The organism is Parabacteroides vesiculifaciens, from assembly GCF_049860805.1.
Taxonomy (GTDB): Bacteria; Bacteroidota; Bacteroidia; order Bacteroidales; family Tannerellaceae; genus Parabacteroides.
The window spans coordinates 628,769-645,521 of the sequence record NZ_CP187555.1; the positions used below are offsets into that span (position 1 = coordinate 628,769).

Annotated in this window: 6 protein-coding genes, 2 tRNA genes, 3 rRNA genes and 1 pseudogene; 11 read left to right on the forward strand and 1 reads right to left on the reverse strand. The window is 49.4% G+C overall.

Features of this window, described 5'->3' with window-relative positions; genetic code table 11:
• The first annotated feature begins 22 nt into the window (after nt 1-22).
• Nucleotides 23-532: a TlpA family protein disulfide reductase gene (locus ACPYIV_RS02515; protein WP_293732905.1), complete on the forward strand. Its 510-nt coding sequence runs from the start codon at nt 23-25 to the stop codon at nt 530-532.
• A gap of 6 nt (nt 533-538) precedes the next feature.
• Entirely contained in the window at nt 539-1,327 is a 789-nt protein-coding gene (locus ACPYIV_RS02520; RefSeq protein WP_425885373.1) for a 4Fe-4S binding protein, read from the forward strand.
• 4 nt (nt 1,328-1,331) lie between these two features.
• Here the strand turns inward: ACPYIV_RS02520 and ACPYIV_RS02525 are convergent.
• Nucleotides 1,332-1,430 (reverse strand): annotated as a pseudogene (locus ACPYIV_RS02525) (DNA-binding response regulator); the annotation flags it as partial.
• 139 nt (nt 1,431-1,569) lie between these two features.
• On the opposite strand from ACPYIV_RS02525, the gene ACPYIV_RS02530 reads away from it, so the two are divergent.
• The 9 genes from ACPYIV_RS02530 (at nt 1,570) to ACPYIV_RS02570 (ending at nt 16,489) form a co-directional block, all read left to right on the forward strand.
• Entirely contained in the window at nt 1,570-3,984 is a 2,415-nt protein-coding gene (locus ACPYIV_RS02530; RefSeq protein ID WP_425885375.1) for an alpha-L-rhamnosidase C-terminal domain-containing protein, read from the forward strand.
• A 1,269-nt stretch (nt 3,985-5,253) separates the two neighbouring features.
• Nucleotides 5,254-6,780 (forward strand): 16S ribosomal RNA (locus ACPYIV_RS02535).
• Between the two features lie 157 nt (nt 6,781-6,937).
• Nucleotides 6,938-7,011 (forward strand) — tRNA-Ile (locus tag ACPYIV_RS02540).
• A 68-nt stretch (nt 7,012-7,079) separates the two neighbouring features.
• Nucleotides 7,080-7,153: transfer RNA gene (locus ACPYIV_RS02545), tRNA-Ala, on the forward strand.
• Between the two features lie 183 nt (nt 7,154-7,336).
• Nucleotides 7,337-10,212, forward strand: a 23S ribosomal RNA gene (locus ACPYIV_RS02550).
• A 109-nt stretch (nt 10,213-10,321) separates the two neighbouring features.
• Nucleotides 10,322-10,432: ribosomal RNA gene (gene rrf / locus ACPYIV_RS02555) — 5S ribosomal RNA — on the forward strand.
• The 16S, 23S and 5S rRNA genes sit together here with 2 tRNA genes alongside, the layout of an rRNA operon.
• A 386-nt stretch (nt 10,433-10,818) precedes the next feature.
• Complete coding sequence (locus tag ACPYIV_RS02560) at nt 10,819-11,985, forward strand: efflux RND transporter periplasmic adaptor subunit (RefSeq protein WP_299363705.1); 1,167 nt, start codon at nt 10,819-10,821, stop codon at nt 11,983-11,985.
• Nucleotides 11,982-15,110: an efflux RND transporter permease subunit gene (locus tag ACPYIV_RS02565; protein ID WP_425885378.1), complete on the forward strand. Its 3,129-nt coding sequence runs from the start codon at nt 11,982-11,984 to the stop codon at nt 15,108-15,110. Before ACPYIV_RS02560 ends, ACPYIV_RS02565 begins: the two co-directional genes overlap by 4 nt.
• A 5-nt stretch (nt 15,111-15,115) precedes the next feature.
• Nucleotides 15,116-16,489, forward strand: coding sequence for an efflux transporter outer membrane subunit (locus ACPYIV_RS02570; protein ID WP_293734845.1), 1,374 nt, complete (start codon nt 15,116-15,118; stop codon nt 16,487-16,489).
• Nucleotides 16,490-16,753 lie beyond the last annotated feature (264 nt).

Sequence of the window (16,753 nt, forward strand, 5' to 3'; positions counted from 1 at the left end):
ACAAAAAATAAACAATGATAAGATGAGAAAGTATTTATTCCTTACCTTTTTTGCTCTCCTTGCCCTCGTATTGAAGGCGCAGGATGAGAGTGGCGACCTTGTAAAAGTAGGGCAACAGATGCCGGCTTTTACGATTGTGAACGATAATGGTACGCAGACGCCTTCTTCTTCCTTGAAGGGGAAAGTGATCCTGGTGAACTTTTTTGCTACCTGGTGTCCTCCCTGCCAGAAAGAACTTGCTGAGGTGCAGAAGACGCTTTGGCCGAAGTATAAGGACAATAAGGATTTCGCCTTGTTGGTGATCGGCCGCGAGCATACGGACGCCGAATTGCAGAAGTATAACGAAAAGAAAGGTTTTACCTTCCCCCTCTATCCGGACAGGAACCGGGCTATCTATGGCGCTTTTGCCAAGAACCTGATCCCGCGTAGCTATCTGGTCGACAAGACCGGCAAAGTGGTGTATGCCACCAAAGGCTATAGCGACGAAGAATTTGCCGAACTGATGGAAAAGATTGAATCAGCTTTAAAATAAGGAATAATGGAATATAAGCATATACATATCATTTATTTCTCCCCGACGCATACGTCAGCCAAGACTGCCTATGCGATTGCGGAAGGACTGAGCGGCGACGTCCTGCTGGAGTCGGACATTACTTACGATGCCCCGGCGGAAGAACTCGATATCCATGACGACGAACTGACTATCGTGGCCGCCCCCGTCTATGGCGGGCGTGTAGCCGAGACGGCGATGGAACGGCTTCGTGCCTTCCATGCCCATCAGGCTCCGGTCGTTCCGGTTGTGGTCTACGGCAACCGCGATTACGAGGATGCGCTGAAAGAATTGTCCGACACGTTGGCTTCCGCCGGCTTTGTCCCTGTTTCGGCAGGTGCTTTCATCGGAGAGCACTCTTTCAGCCGCAAGGATATGCCGATCGCTGCCGGACGTCCTGACAATGTCGACCATAAAGCCGCCGTCAACTTCGGACGTGCGATCAAAGCGAAGCTCGAAAAAGTGGATGAACTTTCCTGCCTGAAGCCGTTGGAGATGAAAGGAAATTTTCCCTACAAGGTAAAAGGCCCTTCCACGCCGCAGGCTCCTGTGACGGATGAGGATTTGTGTACGCAGTGTGAATATTGCATCGACGTATGCCCCGTATCGGCCATTTCGATTGTCGACGACCGTATGTTCAGTGATCCGGCGACCTGCATCAAATGTTGCGCTTGTGTGAAGGAATGTCCCGAAGGCGCCCGCACGTTCGACACTCCTTACACGGCGATGTTGCATAAGAACTTTAGCGCCCGCCGCGAACCGGAACTGTTTATTTGATTTTCTAAAATATCAGCTTATAGCCGATTCCTCGTAGATTCAGTTTCTGGACCGAGGGATCGGCTTTTAGTTTTTTACGGAGCTTGGTGATGAAGACATCCATGAGTATTTCGGCCTCGCGGTGCGAAAGCGTCTCCTTTTGATCTCGATACCTCTTTTGCGCGGTAACACTAAATAACAGAATAAAAATAGTATCTTTGCCTCTGTCCTTATTTGTTTAATCTCTAATACCAATGTATTGAATGAAGACACGTGTATTGATTTTTCTATCTCTACTTTGCAGTCTGTCGCTTGGCGCCCAGATCCGTTTGGAAGGTTACCGGCAAGCCGACATCAATCCCGGACTCCTTGCCGGACGTTGGAAAGCGCACTGGATTTCCATGCCTGGAGAGCCAGCCAATGTGTATGGCGTCTACCATATGCGTAAGACGTTCGAACTGGACGAAGTCCCGTCCCGCTTTATTGTCCATGTGACGGCTGACAATCGTTATAAGCTCTATCTGAACGGCCGTTTCGTCTCGCTTGGGCCGGCACGCGGGGATATCTATAACTGGAATTTTGAAACGGTTGATCTGGCTCCTTACCTGAAAAAGGGAAAGAATGTGTTGGCAGCTGTCGTCTGGAATTATGCCGAACAGAAGCCGGTTGCACAGATAAGTTTTAACCAGACTGGATTTCTTCTGCAAGGAAATACGGATGCTGAGGCCGTGGTCAACACCGATGCTTCCTGGTTGTGCATGAAGAACGAAGCATACGCTCCCTGGCATAAGCCCGTCCTGGGCTATTATGTGGCGGGACCCGGTGAACTTCTCTCTGCCTCGAAGTATCCCTGGGGATGGGAACGGCTTGCTTACGACGACAGCAAGTGGCTGCCTGCCCGCGCAGGTATCGAAGGGGGCGCGAAGGGATCGCGCGACTATCCCGGACGTCTGCTTGTTCCCTGTCCCATCCCTCCGATGGACTTGCAGCCTGAACGTTTTGAGGCGGTACGTGTCTCCGAAGGGGTGAAGGCACCTGTCGGATTTCTGAAAACTAAGACTTCACTGACGGTTCCGGCAAACAGCAAGGTGCACCTCCTGCTTGACAATGGCAAGCTGACGACGGGCTATCTCTCCCTTTTGTTCAGCCGCGGTAAGGATGCCGAAATTGCAATCGCTTATGCCGAAGCTCTCTATGAAGGTAAGGAGCAGAGTACGACCAAGTCTTATTCGCTCCCGGCAAAGGGAAACCGGAATGAGGTAAAGGGGAAAAGATTTATAGGATATGAAGACAAAGTGATCGCCGACGGGGGGGAGGGACGTGATTTCACTACCCTCTGGTGGCGCACGTGGCGGTATGTGGACCTGACGATCTCGACCGCTGACGAACCGCTCGTGTTGGAAGATGTTTACGGCACGTTCTCCGCCTATCCTTTCCGGAGCGAGATTGCTTTTTCCGCACCCGGACACGACGAATTGAACAAGATGCTCGATATAGGCTGGCACACGGCACGTCTTTGTGCGAACGAGACTTATATGGATTGCCCTTATTACGAGCAGTTGCAGTATTTCGGTGATACCCGCATCCAGGCGATGATTACCTTATATAATACGCATGATGCTTATATGGTGAAGAACGCAATCGAGCAGGGGCGGCAGTCGATCGTGGCGGATGGGATCACGATGAGCCGCTACCCGTCGAGCCTGCATCAGTTTATTTCTTCCTTTTCGCTTTGGTGGATCTTTATGGGGCATGACTACTGGATGTACCGTGGGGATGAGGCTTATATGAAGACTTTGCTGCCCGCTTATCGCGGGGTGCTTTCCTGGTACGAGCAGTGGTTGAAACCGGATCATAGCCTGGGTTATGTGCCGCATTGGTTCTTTGCCGACTGGGCTGCCGGTTTTGATTCGGGCGAGCCGGTGCGTGAAAAGGAGGGGAATTCAGCCTTCCAGGATTTGATGTATATCCTGACACTTGAGTCGGCTGCCGGAATGGAACGGGCTTTCGGTATTCCGTCGATGGCGGATCATTATACGCAGATCGCTTCTGCAATCCGGGGAACGATCCGGGCAAAATACTGGGATGCTGACCGCGGATTGTTTGCCGACACCTACGATCATCACAGTTTCTCACAGCATGTCAACTCATTGGCTATATTGGCGGGTATCGTGACGGGCGAAGAGGCTGCCGGCGTGATGGAGCGTACGTTGAGCGATCCGTCGCTGATCCAGGCGACAATCTATTTTCGCTACTATGTGCACCAGGCGTTGAAGGCAGCGGGTATGGGTGACCGCCTGCTCGACAACCTGCAGATCTGGCGTGACCAGATGGCACTGGGACTGACGACCTGGGCAGAAATGCCCGAACCTACTCGTTCCGATTGCCATGCCTGGGGGGCCAGTCCGAACATCGAGTTTTTCCGTATCTTGTTGGGGATAGACAGCAATGCGCCGGGATTCAAATCCGTTCGCATCGCTCCGTCGCTGGGTGGCCTGAAAGAGGTGTCAGGTACGATGCCGCACCCGGCAGGTAGTGTGACTGCTTCCTACAAACTCGATAAGAAGGGTAAGCTGACGGCACGTCTTGTCTTGCCGGCTGGTACGGACGGTGTGTTCGTCTGGAAAGGAAAAGAATATCAACTTAAATCCGGTGAACAGGTCTTGACGGTGGAATAGGGAGGCACACTTTGTAGTTGTGCAACTATTACGAATATAAATTCCAAGTAGAAGGTTAACATTAACCGGAATTTAAAAGAACAGGCAAAGCCGCTGGAATTCCAGCGGCTTTGCCTTGTCAAAACTTTAAATCGTGAATAAGTCGGTATCGTTCTCTGAATTTATAAGACTTATTGTCCAAAACGTGCTGAAAACAACCTTGTAAGCTCCTTATAAAGTTTCTTCCGAGCGATTGTACCCGGATCAAAAAAATGGTAATTTTAAGTTTTAGCCGTGAGTTGCGCAGTTTTTTCCCGTGACGACCGTCTTCATCGCCATGAAGTCCGTTCTCATGTATAGTGAACTCGGCAACTCGGGGCAATGAAGACGGTCGTCATGGTGATGAAGACGGTCGTCGTGGAAACGAGGTGCCGGACATCCCCAAAATATCCCCCGAATCCCTCTTTTGTTCCTGTACGTTCCCTGGCAGCTTTTCAAATATTCGATTCTCCGGGAGTTAAGGTTTTCCAGAATGTCCTGTATTTAAAAAAAACGATTGACGAATGTAGTCCGAATTTAGACGAGATAGGCAGACGGTTATCCTATGTGTAAGATAAAACGCTTTATCGGTGTGAAAAAGACAGAACAAAATGAATCGTTTTTTCTCATTAAATAGAAAAATAGGGGGTTATTGTGAAAAATGAATAAGAATGCCCGTTTATCGAGATGAAATATTGTAGTCTGTTGGCAAAGTTGAATGTGCATTAATTTAATTCCATCAACAGGTATTTTCCATACATTATAAAACGCGTATAAAAAGGAGCAGTTTACTATGAAAATGGGTGTTTTGGATGATAAAAAAAGTTTTACTTGTAACAGGCAGAAGCTCAGAGGTTAGCAGAAAAACGCTACAAATTCGTAAAAAAAACACTCCGAATAATTTGGATAGTAGAATCAGAAGTTCTACTTTTGCACCCGCATTCGAGAGAGAACGGCAGCAGTCAACATGATGATAGAAGGTAGCCCGGATAGGGGGATGAGGTTAGCAAAGCTAAGCGAGATGTCCGGCCTCCCGGTGGCTTGAAAAACTTTCCGAAATTTTTCTTCGAAAAAATTTGGCAGTTAAGAAAAAGTCCTTACCTTTGCAGCCGCAATCGAAAGATAGCATAAGTTCTTTGAAAGATTTACATATCAACAAGTAGTACAAGAGACGTAGTAGAAATACTAAACATACCGTCAAGGAACTACAATAAAATAACGAGATTCTGAGCGAAGATATAAAACAATTTAACAACGAAGAGTTTGATCCTGGCTCAGGATGAACGCTAGCGACAGGCTTAACACATGCAAGTCGAGGGGCATCGGGGTGTAGCAATACATTGCCGGCGACCGGCGCACGGGTGAGTAACGCGTATGCAACTTACCTATCAGAGGGGAATAGCCCGGCGAAAGTCGGATTAATGCCCCATAAAACAGGGGTCCCGCATGGGACTATTTGTTAAAGATTCATCGCTGATAGATAGGCATGCGTTCCATTAGGCAGTTGGCGGGGTAACGGCCCACCAAACCGACGATGGATAGGGGTTCTGAGAGGAAGGTCCCCCACATTGGAACTGAGACACGGTCCAAACTCCTACGGGAGGCAGCAGTGAGGAATATTGGTCAATGGACGTGAGTCTGAACCAGCCAAGTCGCGTGAAGGAAGAAGGTTCTATGGATTGTAAACTTCTTTTATACGGGAATAAAGTGCGCCACGTGTGGTGTTTTGTATGTACCGTATGAATAAGCATCGGCTAACTCCGTGCCAGCAGCCGCGGTAATACGGAGGATGCGAGCGTTATCCGGATTTATTGGGTTTAAAGGGTGCGTAGGTTGTTTTTTAAGTCAGCGGTGAAAGTTTGTGGCTCAACCATAAAATTGCCGTTGAAACTGGAAGACTTGAGTGTGTTTGAGGTAGGCGGAATGCGTGGTGTAGCGGTGAAATGCATAGATATCACGCAGAACTCCGATTGCGAAGGCAGCTTACTAAACCATAACTGACACTGAAGCACGAAAGCGTGGGGATCAAACAGGATTAGATACCCTGGTAGTCCACGCAGTAAACGATGATTACTAGGAGTTTGCGATAGACAGTAAGCTCTACAGCGAAAGCGTTAAGTAATCCACCTGGGGAGTACGCCGGCAACGGTGAAACTCAAAGGAATTGACGGGGGCCCGCACAAGCGGAGGAACATGTGGTTTAATTCGATGATACGCGAGGAACCTTACCCGGGTTTGAACGTAGTCGGACCGGCCTTGAAAGAGGCCTTCTAGCAATAGCTGATTACGAGGTGCTGCATGGTTGTCGTCAGCTCGTGCCGTGAGGTGTCGGCTTAAGTGCCATAACGAGCGCAACCCTTATCACTAGTTACTAACAGGTAAAGCTGAGGACTCTGGTGAGACTGCCAGCGTAAGCTGTGAGGAAGGTGGGGATGACGTCAAATCAGCACGGCCCTTACATCCGGGGCGACACACGTGTTACAATGGCATGGACAAAGGGCAGCTACACAGCGATGTGATGCTAATCTCCAAACCATGTCTCAGTTCGGATCGGAGTCTGCAACTCGACTCCGTGAAGCTGGATTCGCTAGTAATCGCGCATCAGCCATGGCGCGGTGAATACGTTCCCGGGCCTTGTACACACCGCCCGTCAAGCCATGGGAGCCGGGGGTACCTGAAGTCCGTAACCGCAAGGATCGGCCTAGGGTAAAACTGGTGACTGGGGCTAAGTCGTAACAAGGTAGCCGTACCGGAAGGTGCGGCTGGAACACCTCCTTTCTGGAGCCTGAATCTGGTTAAAGTAGGAGAACGACAGGTATGTAGTTCTCGTGTACTACGGTTGAATATGTATTCATATATGATCTTAAAACTGGACAACCAGTAAAGAGAAAGATGAAGCTGAGATGAGAAACTCTCAGGCAACACAACAGTTGACAGTCCTATAGCTCAGTTGGTTAGAGCGCTACACTGATAATGTAGAGGTCGGCAGTTCAACTCTGCCTGGGACTACTTATGAAGTTGAAAGTTAAGAGTTGAAAGTTGAAAGTTAAGAAACTGTCCACTTTCACCTGTTATACGGGGGATTAGCTCAGCTGGCTAGAGCATCTGCCTTGCACGCAGAGGGTCAACGGTTCGAATCCGTTATTCTCCACATAAGATGAGTGGTTTTTAATTGTTAATTATTAATTATTCATTAAACAAAAGATCTTTGACGTATTGGACAACTTCAAAAAAGTTAAGTAACGAATAAATAAGAGCAAACTGAAGATATATCAATCCGACGCGCGATGGATAAGTAATTGCAAAATTGCGAATCCGTCAAGTGTCAGTGATAAAGAAAGTAAGTAAGGGCAGACGGTGGATGCCTTGGCTCTCGGAGGCGATGAAGGACGTGATAAGCTGCGATAAGCCTGGGGTAGGTGCAAATAACCATTGATCCCGGGATTTCCGAATGGGGCAACCCGGCTGGTTGAAGGCCAGCCATTCCGTAAGGAAAGCGAACGTGGGGAACTGAAACATCTAAGTACCCATAGGAGAAGAAAACAAAAGTGATTCCGCAAGTAGTGGCGAGCGAACGCGGAATAGCCCAAACCGTCAATGTTTAGGCATTGTCGGGGTTGTAGGACCACGGCGTAGCAAGAAATTAAGGAAGTAGAATATCTTGGAAAAGATGGCCATAGACGGTGATAGCCCGGTATACGACTCCTTGACGAAGCTTAGTGGTATCCTGAGTAGCGCGGAGCACGAGAAATTCTGTGTGAATCTACGGGGCCCATCCCGTAAGGCTAAATACTCCCGAGAGACCGATAGCGAACCAGTACTGTGAAGGAAAGGTGAAAAGCACCTCGAACAGAGGAGTGAAATAGTCCCTGAAACCGTCTGCCTACAAGCGGTCGGAGCATCGTAAGATGTGACGGCGTGCCTTTTGCATAATGAACCTACGAGTTACTTTCTCCGGCAAGGTTAAGGACTTCAGGTCCGGAGCCGAAGCGAAAGCGAGTCTGAATAGGGCGCCATAGTCGGAGGGAGTAGACGCGAAACCAAGTGATCTACCCTTGGTCAGGATGAAGGTTAGGTAACACTAACTGGAGGTCCGAATGGGTATACGTTGAAAAGTGTTCCAATGAACTGAGGGTAGGGGTGAAAGGCTAATCAAACTTGGAGATAGCTCGTACTCCCCGAAATGCATTTAGGTGCAGCCTTTATTAAGTATAGTATGAGGTAGAGCGACTGATTGGATGCGAGGGCTTCACCGCCTATCAAGTCCAGATAAACTCCGAATGCGTGCTATATATTGATAAGGAGTGAGGGCGCGGGTGCTAAGGTCCGCGTCCGAGAGGAGAAGAATCCAGACCATCAGCTAAGGTCCCCAAATAACAGTTAAGTTGAACTAACGAAGTCAGACTGCAGAGACAGCTAGGATGTTGGCTTGGAAGCAGCCATTCATTTAAAGAGTGCGTAACAGCTCACTAGTCGAGGAGTCTGGCGTGGATAATACTCGGGCATAAACTGTTTACCGAAGCTATGGATGTAGTAATACATGGTAGGGGAGCATTCCATGTGCGTCGAAGGTAAGGGATAACCGTTGCTGGAGCGCATGGAAAAGCAAATGTAGGTATAAGTAACGATAAAGGGAGTGAGAAACTCCCTCGCCGAAAGACTAAGGTTTCCTGATCAACGTTAATCGGATCAGGGTAAGTCGGGACCTAAGGATAAGCCGAACGGCGATTCCGATGGAAGAATGGTTTAATATTCCCATACTACTTTATGGAGCGATGTGGAGACGGAGAAGTGACAGTCCTGCCATCTGACGGAATAGATGGTTGAAGGGTGTAGGCGTCGATCGGGGTAGGCAAATCCGCCCCGAGAGTTGAACCTGACAGTATGCCGAGTACTTGTACAAGGCAATATGGATGTAATCAGGCTCCCTAGAAAATCCGCTAAGCATATTCATAAAGTACCCGTACCGTAAACGGACACACGTAGTTGGGTTGAAAATACTGAGGCGCTCGAGTGATTCACGGTTAAGGAACTAGGCAAATTGACCCTGTAACTTCGGGATAAAGGGTCCCAGCTGTAAGGCTGGGCGCAGAGAATAGGTCCAGGCAACTGTTTAACAAAAACACATGGCTGTGCGAAATAGAAATATGAAGTATACAGCCTGACACCTGCCCGGTGCTGGAAGGTTAAGAGGAGAGCTTATCGCAAGAGAAGGTTTGAATTGAAGCCCCAGTAAACGGCGGCCGTAACTATAACGGTCCTAAGGTAGCGAAATTCCTTGTCGGGTAAGTTCCGACCTGCACGAATGGTGTAATGATCTGGACACTGTCTCAACCGTGAGCTCGGTGAAATTGTAGTATCGGTGAAGATGCCGATTACCCGCGATGGGACGAAAAGACCCCGTGAACCTTTACTATAGCTTTACATTGAATTTGGGCAATTGATGTGTAGGATAGGCCGGAGACAATGAATCAGGCACGCCAGTGTTTGTGGAGTCGCCGTTGAAATACGGCCCTTTGATTGTTTGAGTTCTAACTCTTGGAAAAGAGGACACTGTATGGTGGGTAGTTTGACTGGGGTGGTCGCCTCCAAAAGAGTAACGGAGGCTTCTAAAGGTACCCTCAGACCGATTGGTAACCGGTCGTAGAGTGTAATGGCATAAGGGTGCTTGACTGGGAGACTCACAAGTCGATCAGGTAGGAAACTAGAGCATAGTGATCCGGTGGTTCCGCATGGAAGGGCCATCGCTCAAAGGATAAAAGGTACTCCGGGGATAACAGGCTGATCGCTCCCAAGAGCTCATATCGACGGAGCGGTTTGGCACCTCGATGTCGGCTCGTCACATCCTGGGGCTGGAGAAGGTCCCAAGGGTTGGGCTGTTCGCCCATTAAAGTGGCACGCGAGCTGGGTTCAGAACGTCGTGAGACAGTTCGGTCTCTATCTATCGTGGGCGTAGGATATTTGAGGGGCTCTGACACTAGTACGAGAGGACCGTGTTGGACAGACCACTGGTTTACCGGTTGTTCCGCCAGGAGCACCGCCGGGTATCTAAGTCTGGATTGGATAAGTGCTGAAAGCATCTAAGTACGAAGCCAGCCTCAAGATGAGATATCCCTCAAGGGTCGTTGTAGACTACGACGTAGATAGGCTACAGGTGTAAGGGCAGTAATGTCGAAGCCGAGTAGTACTAATAGCCCGGGACTTTCAAATCATGTAAGGGTTGCTATATAGGCAGTATGCTTGAAAAGAACATAAGAGTTACAAGACAAATCCTTGGGGTTGTCCAGTCAAAAATCTTAATATATAAGAAAAAAGATATTAAGGTGGTTATAGCGTTGGGGATCCACCTCTTCCCATTCCGAACAGAGAAGTTAAGCCCAACCACGTCGATGGTACTGCGTAAAAGTGGGAGAGTAGATAGCCGCCGTTTTAGAGCAAGAAAGCCGATCCAGTTTTGGGTCGGCTTTCTTCGTTTAAGAAGGTCGGTGGAACAGAAGAACCACCGATAGTTTCCGCACATTTCGTATTATACACATCTCCTTTTTCTGTTCTATAGAAGTCTCTTTGAAGGATTGCTTTATATAGGGAAACACTTAAACGTCGTAATTGGGGATATTTCAGGGAGAATGTGGAATAATTCTACATATAGGGATTATGGTTTAGATAACAAGCTATTTCATGCCAGGATTATAGCGTTAATAATAAGCTATATAATGTTTTTTAACGTCTCTGTTGAAACAATGGTATGATTATTTCATTTCTTAATTTAGAGATAGATATATAGTATGATTAAATGTCAATTATAGATATTAGAAAATGGTAGGAGAAAGATTGATTAAAGGGGCTGTGTTTTTAGCCTTAATTGTGTTTGCTACAGGATGTCGGCATAAGGATCAACCTTTGAAACCCCTTGTGATTGTTGATAAACCAGCGAAGGAGGATGTACAGATCTTTGGTGAATATGTAGGGCGCATCCGGGCAGCCCGGTTCGTAGAGATACATGCCCGTGTTGAAGGTTATCTGGAAAAGATGTTGTTTGTGGAAGGAAAGGAAGTGAAGCAGAACGAACCTCTTTTCATTATTAATTCAGCTCTTTATAAGGCAAAGGTAGAGAAAGCCAAAGCACAATTGAAAAAGAACGAAGCGCAGGCTGCAAAAGCCAAACGTGATGTAGAACGTTTGCAGCCTTTGTACGAGCAACATGCAGCCAGCCAATTGGATTTGGATAATGCGTTAGCGTCGTTGGGAGATGCAGAAGCGAATATTGCCATGAGTAAGGCAGATCTGGACCTGGCACAACTTGAATTGAGTTATACGACCGTAATTTCTCCGCTTGCCGGATACATCAGTGAACGTTTTGTGGATGTAGGTGCCCTCGTCGGACCCGGTGTAAATTCTAAACTGGCGGCAGTTGTAAAGAGCGACACTGTGCTGGTAGACTTTAAGATGACGGCATTGGACTATTTACGTGCCGAACGCCGTAACATTAAATTCGGGGAGCAGGACACCTCCCGTTCCTGGCAGCCGACCGTAACGGTTACATTGGCCGACGATTCCGAATACCCGGTTAAAGGCATAGTTGATTTTGCCGATCCGATTGTTGATCCGCAGACCGGTACATTCGGAGTACGTGCCGAACTACCCAACCCGAACCGGAAACTTCTTCCGGGACAGTTCACAAAGGTGAAACTCTTGCTGGATGTCCGTGAACGCGCAATTGTTGTTCCCCGTAAAGCTATTTCCATCGAGAAAGGAGGAGCTTTCATTTATGTAGTCCGCCGGGATGACGTGGCAGAGAAACGTTTTGTGCAGACGGGACCGGAAATTGGAAACAACATCGTCATCGAACGCGGATTGGGAGAAAATGAACAAGTCGTAATAGAAGGCTATCATAAGTTAGTCCCCGGTATGCTGGTACAACCGATACAGGCGGGTGACGATAAAGCGATTGAAGCATTAAGAGCAGAGGAGGAAGGAGAATGAAGCCTGGATTCTTTATAGACCGTCCCGTTTTCTCGACAGTACTCTCTTTGGTGATTGTTATTGTCGGGGTTATCGGGTTGGTGATGTTGCCGGTGGATCAATATCCGCAGATCACGCCGCCGGTTGTGAAGATTAGTGCTTCTTATCCGGGTGCAAGTGCCATGACGGTTTCGCAGGCCGTTGCGACTCCTATTGAACAGGAACTGAACGGTACGCCGGGTATGATCTATATGCAAAGTAGTAGCTCCAACTCAGGAGGGTTGACTATCACGGTTACGTTCGATGTGAATGCGAATCCGGATCTTTCGGCCGTAGAGATTCAGAACCGTGTGAAACTGGCGGAATCCCGTTTGCCGGTAGATGTCGTGCAGAATGGCATCACGGTGGAAAAACAATCAGCCAGCCAGCTGATGACATTGAGCCTGCTTTCGGACGATCCTCGTTTCGACGAGATCTATTTGAGTAACTTTGCGACCATCAACGTGCTGGACGTGCTGCGCCGTATTCCCGGTGTAGGCCGTGTCTCGAATATCGGTAGCCGCTATTATGGCATGCAGATCTGGGTTTATCCGGATCGCCTGGCAAATATGGGATTGACCGTAAAAGACTTGCAGAATGCTTTGAAAGAGCAAAACAGCGAATCGGCAGCCGGTGAATTGGGAAAACAACCCGTTTTGGATGTCGACATCACCCTGCCTGTTACTGCCCGCGGACGTTTGTCCACGGTAAAGGAGTTTGAAGATATCGTAGTCCGTGCCAATCCCGACGGCTCCATCGTTCGTATCCGTGACGTGGCAAGAGTTTCGCTCGAAGCCTCTTCTTATTCGACTGAAAGCGGGTTGAACGGCAAGAATGCGGCTATCCTCGCCATCTATATGTTGCCGGGAGCCAATGCACTCGAAGTGGCTACGAACGTAAAGGAAGCGATGAAAGAAATCAGTCGGAACTTTCCCGAAGGATTGGAATATAAGTTCCCCTTCGACGCAACCGAATATATATCACAGTCTATCCACGAGGTATATAAAACCTTGTTTGAAGCCCTGCTCTTAGTGGTACTGGTCGTATTCCTGTCCCTGCAGAACTGGCGTGCAGCCCTGATTCCGACAATCGCCGTGCCTATCTCCCTGATCGGAACATTCGGCTTTATGCTGGTTATGGGATTTTCGCTCAATATGCTGACGTTGTTAGGCCTGATCCTGGCAATCGGTATTGTGGTGGATGATGCGATCGTCGTCGTGGAAAATGTGGAACGCCTGATGCACGAAGAACATCTGACGGCACGCGAGGCAACCCATAAAGCCATGCGCGAACTGTCGGGAGCCCTGATCGCTACCTCTATGGTGCTGGCAGCCGTGTTTGTCCCCGTCAGCTTTCTGAGTGGAATAACCGGAGCCTTGTACCGCCAGTTTTCCATTACGATTGTGGTATCCGTGTTACTGTCCACGGTCGTGGCGTTGACGCTAAGCCCTGCCATGTGTGCGATTATCCTGCGTCCGAACAGGAAAAAAAAGAATATAGTATTCCGGAAGATCAATATCTGGCTTGCCAAAGGCAATAACAAATATGTCTACTTACTGGAAAAAGCGATCCGGAACCCGAAGCGCATCCTGGTCGGTTTCGGAATGGTGATCGTATTTATTTTTGTGCTGAACCGGGTGATTCCGACCAGCTTTATTCCCGAAGAGGACCAGGGATTCTTTACTGTCGAATTGGTAATGCCTGAAGGAGCGACTCTGGAACGCACCCGCAAAGTCACGGAACGCGCCATTTCTTTCATCGAGAACCTGTCGGCTGTCGCATATGTACAGAACGTAACAGGTAGCAGTACCCGTGTCGGAACATCGCAGAGCCGTTCCACCTTGACCGTTATCCTGAAACCCTGGGAGGAACGCAAATCATCCGACATGAGAGTGGAAGACGTAATGGAGCAGTGCCGCAAAGAGTTTTTATACTATCCGGAGATACTGGCCTACTTGAACCGCCCCCCTGTGATACCTGGGCTGGGAGAGAGCGGAGGTCTGGAAATGCAATTGGAAGCCCGTGGCGATGCCAGCTGGGATAACCTGGTGGCGGCGACCGACACCTTCATGCTTTATGCATCGAAAGCGCCGGAATTGACAGGCGTGTCATCCGCTTTGCAGTCGGAGATACCGCAGCTCTACTTCAATGTAGATCGCGACCGCGCGAAATTCCTCGGTATCCCGCTGACGGATATCTTCTCGACCATGAAAGCCTATCTGGGTTCCGTCTACGTCAACGACTTCAATATGTTCAACCGTATCTATAAGGTGTATATCCAGGCGGAAGCCCCCTATCGTGCAACGCGCGAAAACCTCGGACTGTTCTTTGTCCGTGCGCAGAACGGCTCGATGGTCCCGTTGACCGCCTTAGGAACGACCAGCTATACGACCGGACCGGGAACGATCAAGCGCTTCAATATGTTCACGACTGCCGCTATCAGTGCCGTTGCCGCTCCCGGATATAGCTCCGGCGAGGCGATGGCCGCTATGCAACGGATTGCCCGCGAGCATCTGCCGGAAAACATCGGGCTGGAATGGAGCGGACTTTCCTATCAGGAGAAGAAAGCTGGCGGACAGACCGGATTCGTCTTGGCCCTGGTCTTCCTGTTTGTTTTTCTTTTTTTAGCTGCCCAATATGAAAGCTGGATCGTGCCGATCGCCGTACTGCTTTCCCTGCCGGTTGCGGCGTTGGGGGCATACCTTGGGATATGGGCGACGGGCCTGCATAACGATATCTATTTCCAGATCGGATTAGTGACGTTGATCGGCCTGGCGGCAAAAAATGCGATCCTGATCGTCGAGTTTGCCAAAGTGCAGGTCGATTCCGGTATCGAGGTTACCAAAGCCGCCCTCCATGCCGCCCGGATGCGTTTCCGTCCGATCCTGATGACGTCATTGGCATTCGTTCTGGGCATGCTTCCGATGGTATTGGCAAGCGGACCGGGTTCTGCTTCGCGCCACAGCATCGGTACCGGCGTATTTTTCGGGATGCTGGTCGCCATCACGGTCGGGATTGTTTTGGTTCCCTTTTTCTTTGTCTTGATTTACAAGATGAAGGCGAAAGTAAGAATGGAACGTATTCTTCGTCGAACAACAAACAAATAATCACAATGAAACGAAACATCTATTATATACTCACGGTCTTGTCCCTCACGCTGGCGCTTTCTTCCTGCAAAATCGGCAAGAAGTACGCCCGTCCGGAACTGGACCTCCCGCAAGAGATCACGGCAGGGGCGGACACCGCTTCGATCGACAGCATCCCCTGGCAGAGCCTCTACGCCGATACGACTTTGCAGCGCCTGATCACTATAGCTCTCGAACATAACAAAGATATGAAGATCGCTGCCTCGAAAATCAAGGAGATGGTCGCCTCGAAGCGGATCACCTTTGCCGACCAGTTTCCTGAAATAGGAGCCCGTATCTACGGACAGAAGGAACGTCTAAATTACGGAGGCGACACCCCTAAACCCGATCCCGAATACGGAGCCAAGCTGACCCTCTCGTGGGAGCTGGACCTCTGGGGAAACCTTCGCTGGGCAAACGAAGCGGGGATTGCCGCCTACCTGCAATCAGTGGAAGCGCGCCGCGCCTTGCAGATGACCTTGGTGGCGGAAGTGGCTGCCGCCTATTACGAACTGTGCGCGCTCGATCAGGAGCAGGACATCGTGCGTCACACGTTAGCTGCCCGCCGCGAAGGTATCCGCCTTGCCAAACTGCGTTTTGAAGGCGGCCTGACATCCGAGACATCCTATAGTCAGGCACAGGTGGAACTGGCCCGTACGGAAACCCTGCTTCCTTCGATCGAGCGGAAAATCCGGATTAAGGAGAGCGAACTCTCTTTCCTGCTCGGCCGGTATCCGGGGGATATCCCGCGCGGATTGCCTTTCGACGAACAACACTTGCCGGAAACATTGCCGGTCGGTTTGCCCTCTTCCCTGCTTGAACGGCGTCCGGATATGCGGCAGGCTGAACAGAAGCTGCGCGAAGCGAATGCCCGGGTAGGGATAGCCCAGACCGACCTCTTCCCGAAGATCAGCCTGACCGGTAACTTAGGCTTTGAGAACGAGGAACTGACGAATTTCATCAAGAGTCCCGCCTGGCTTCTTGCTGGCGACTTGTTGCAACCGTTGTTCGCGATGGGCAAGAACAAAGCGAAGCTGAAAGCGGCCCGTGCGCGCTACGAACAGGAGGTATATAACTACCAGAAAAGCGTGCTCGGCGCCTTCAAGGAAGTCAATAATGCGATCGTCACGATCCGCAAAGCAAAGGAGGTTCGCCGTTCATACGAGAAATTGCTCAAGGCGGCCGATACCTATCTCCAGCTGGCCCAATTGCAATACATCAATGGTGTCATCAGCTACATGGACGTGCTGGACGCCCAGCGTGGTTTTCTCGAGGCGCAACTGAGCTTGAACAGGGGGATGCTGGACGAACTGTTGTCGGCGGTCTACCTTTACAAAGCGTTAGGGGGCGGCTGGGAATAGGTTTAATCCTGTAGGGGCAGGTTCCAAACCTAGGGCAACCGCACCAAATCCAGCAGTAACAAATCTTTATTTTCATGGAGAGAAAAACCCGTTTTTGTCCCGAATAATTCTTTCTTAAGTGCCTGCTAATTCTGTAATCGGTGTCAGTGATTTTATAATCAGTGGTTGTGATTATATAATTGCTGGCACTGATTTTATAATCACTGGCACTGATTACAGAATTGATAGGCACTCCGATGTTTTTTTATGCCTATATAAATAAGT

Coding starts and splice junctions, on each gene's coding strand:
- ACPYIV_RS02515 (WP_293732905.1), top strand. CDS start 23: ATGAGAAAGTATTTATTCCTTACCTTTTTTGCTCTCCTTGCCCTCGTA.
- ACPYIV_RS02520 (WP_425885373.1), top strand. CDS start 539: ATGGAATATAAGCATATACATATCATTTATTTCTCCCCGACGCATACG.
- ACPYIV_RS02530 (WP_425885375.1), top strand. CDS start 1,570: ATGAAGACACGTGTATTGATTTTTCTATCTCTACTTTGCAGTCTGTCG.
- ACPYIV_RS02560 (WP_299363705.1), top strand. CDS start 10,819: ATGGTAGGAGAAAGATTGATTAAAGGGGCTGTGTTTTTAGCCTTAATT.
- ACPYIV_RS02565 (WP_425885378.1), top strand. CDS start 11,982: ATGAAGCCTGGATTCTTTATAGACCGTCCCGTTTTCTCGACAGTACTC.
- ACPYIV_RS02570 (WP_293734845.1), top strand. CDS start 15,116: ATGAAACGAAACATCTATTATATACTCACGGTCTTGTCCCTCACGCTG.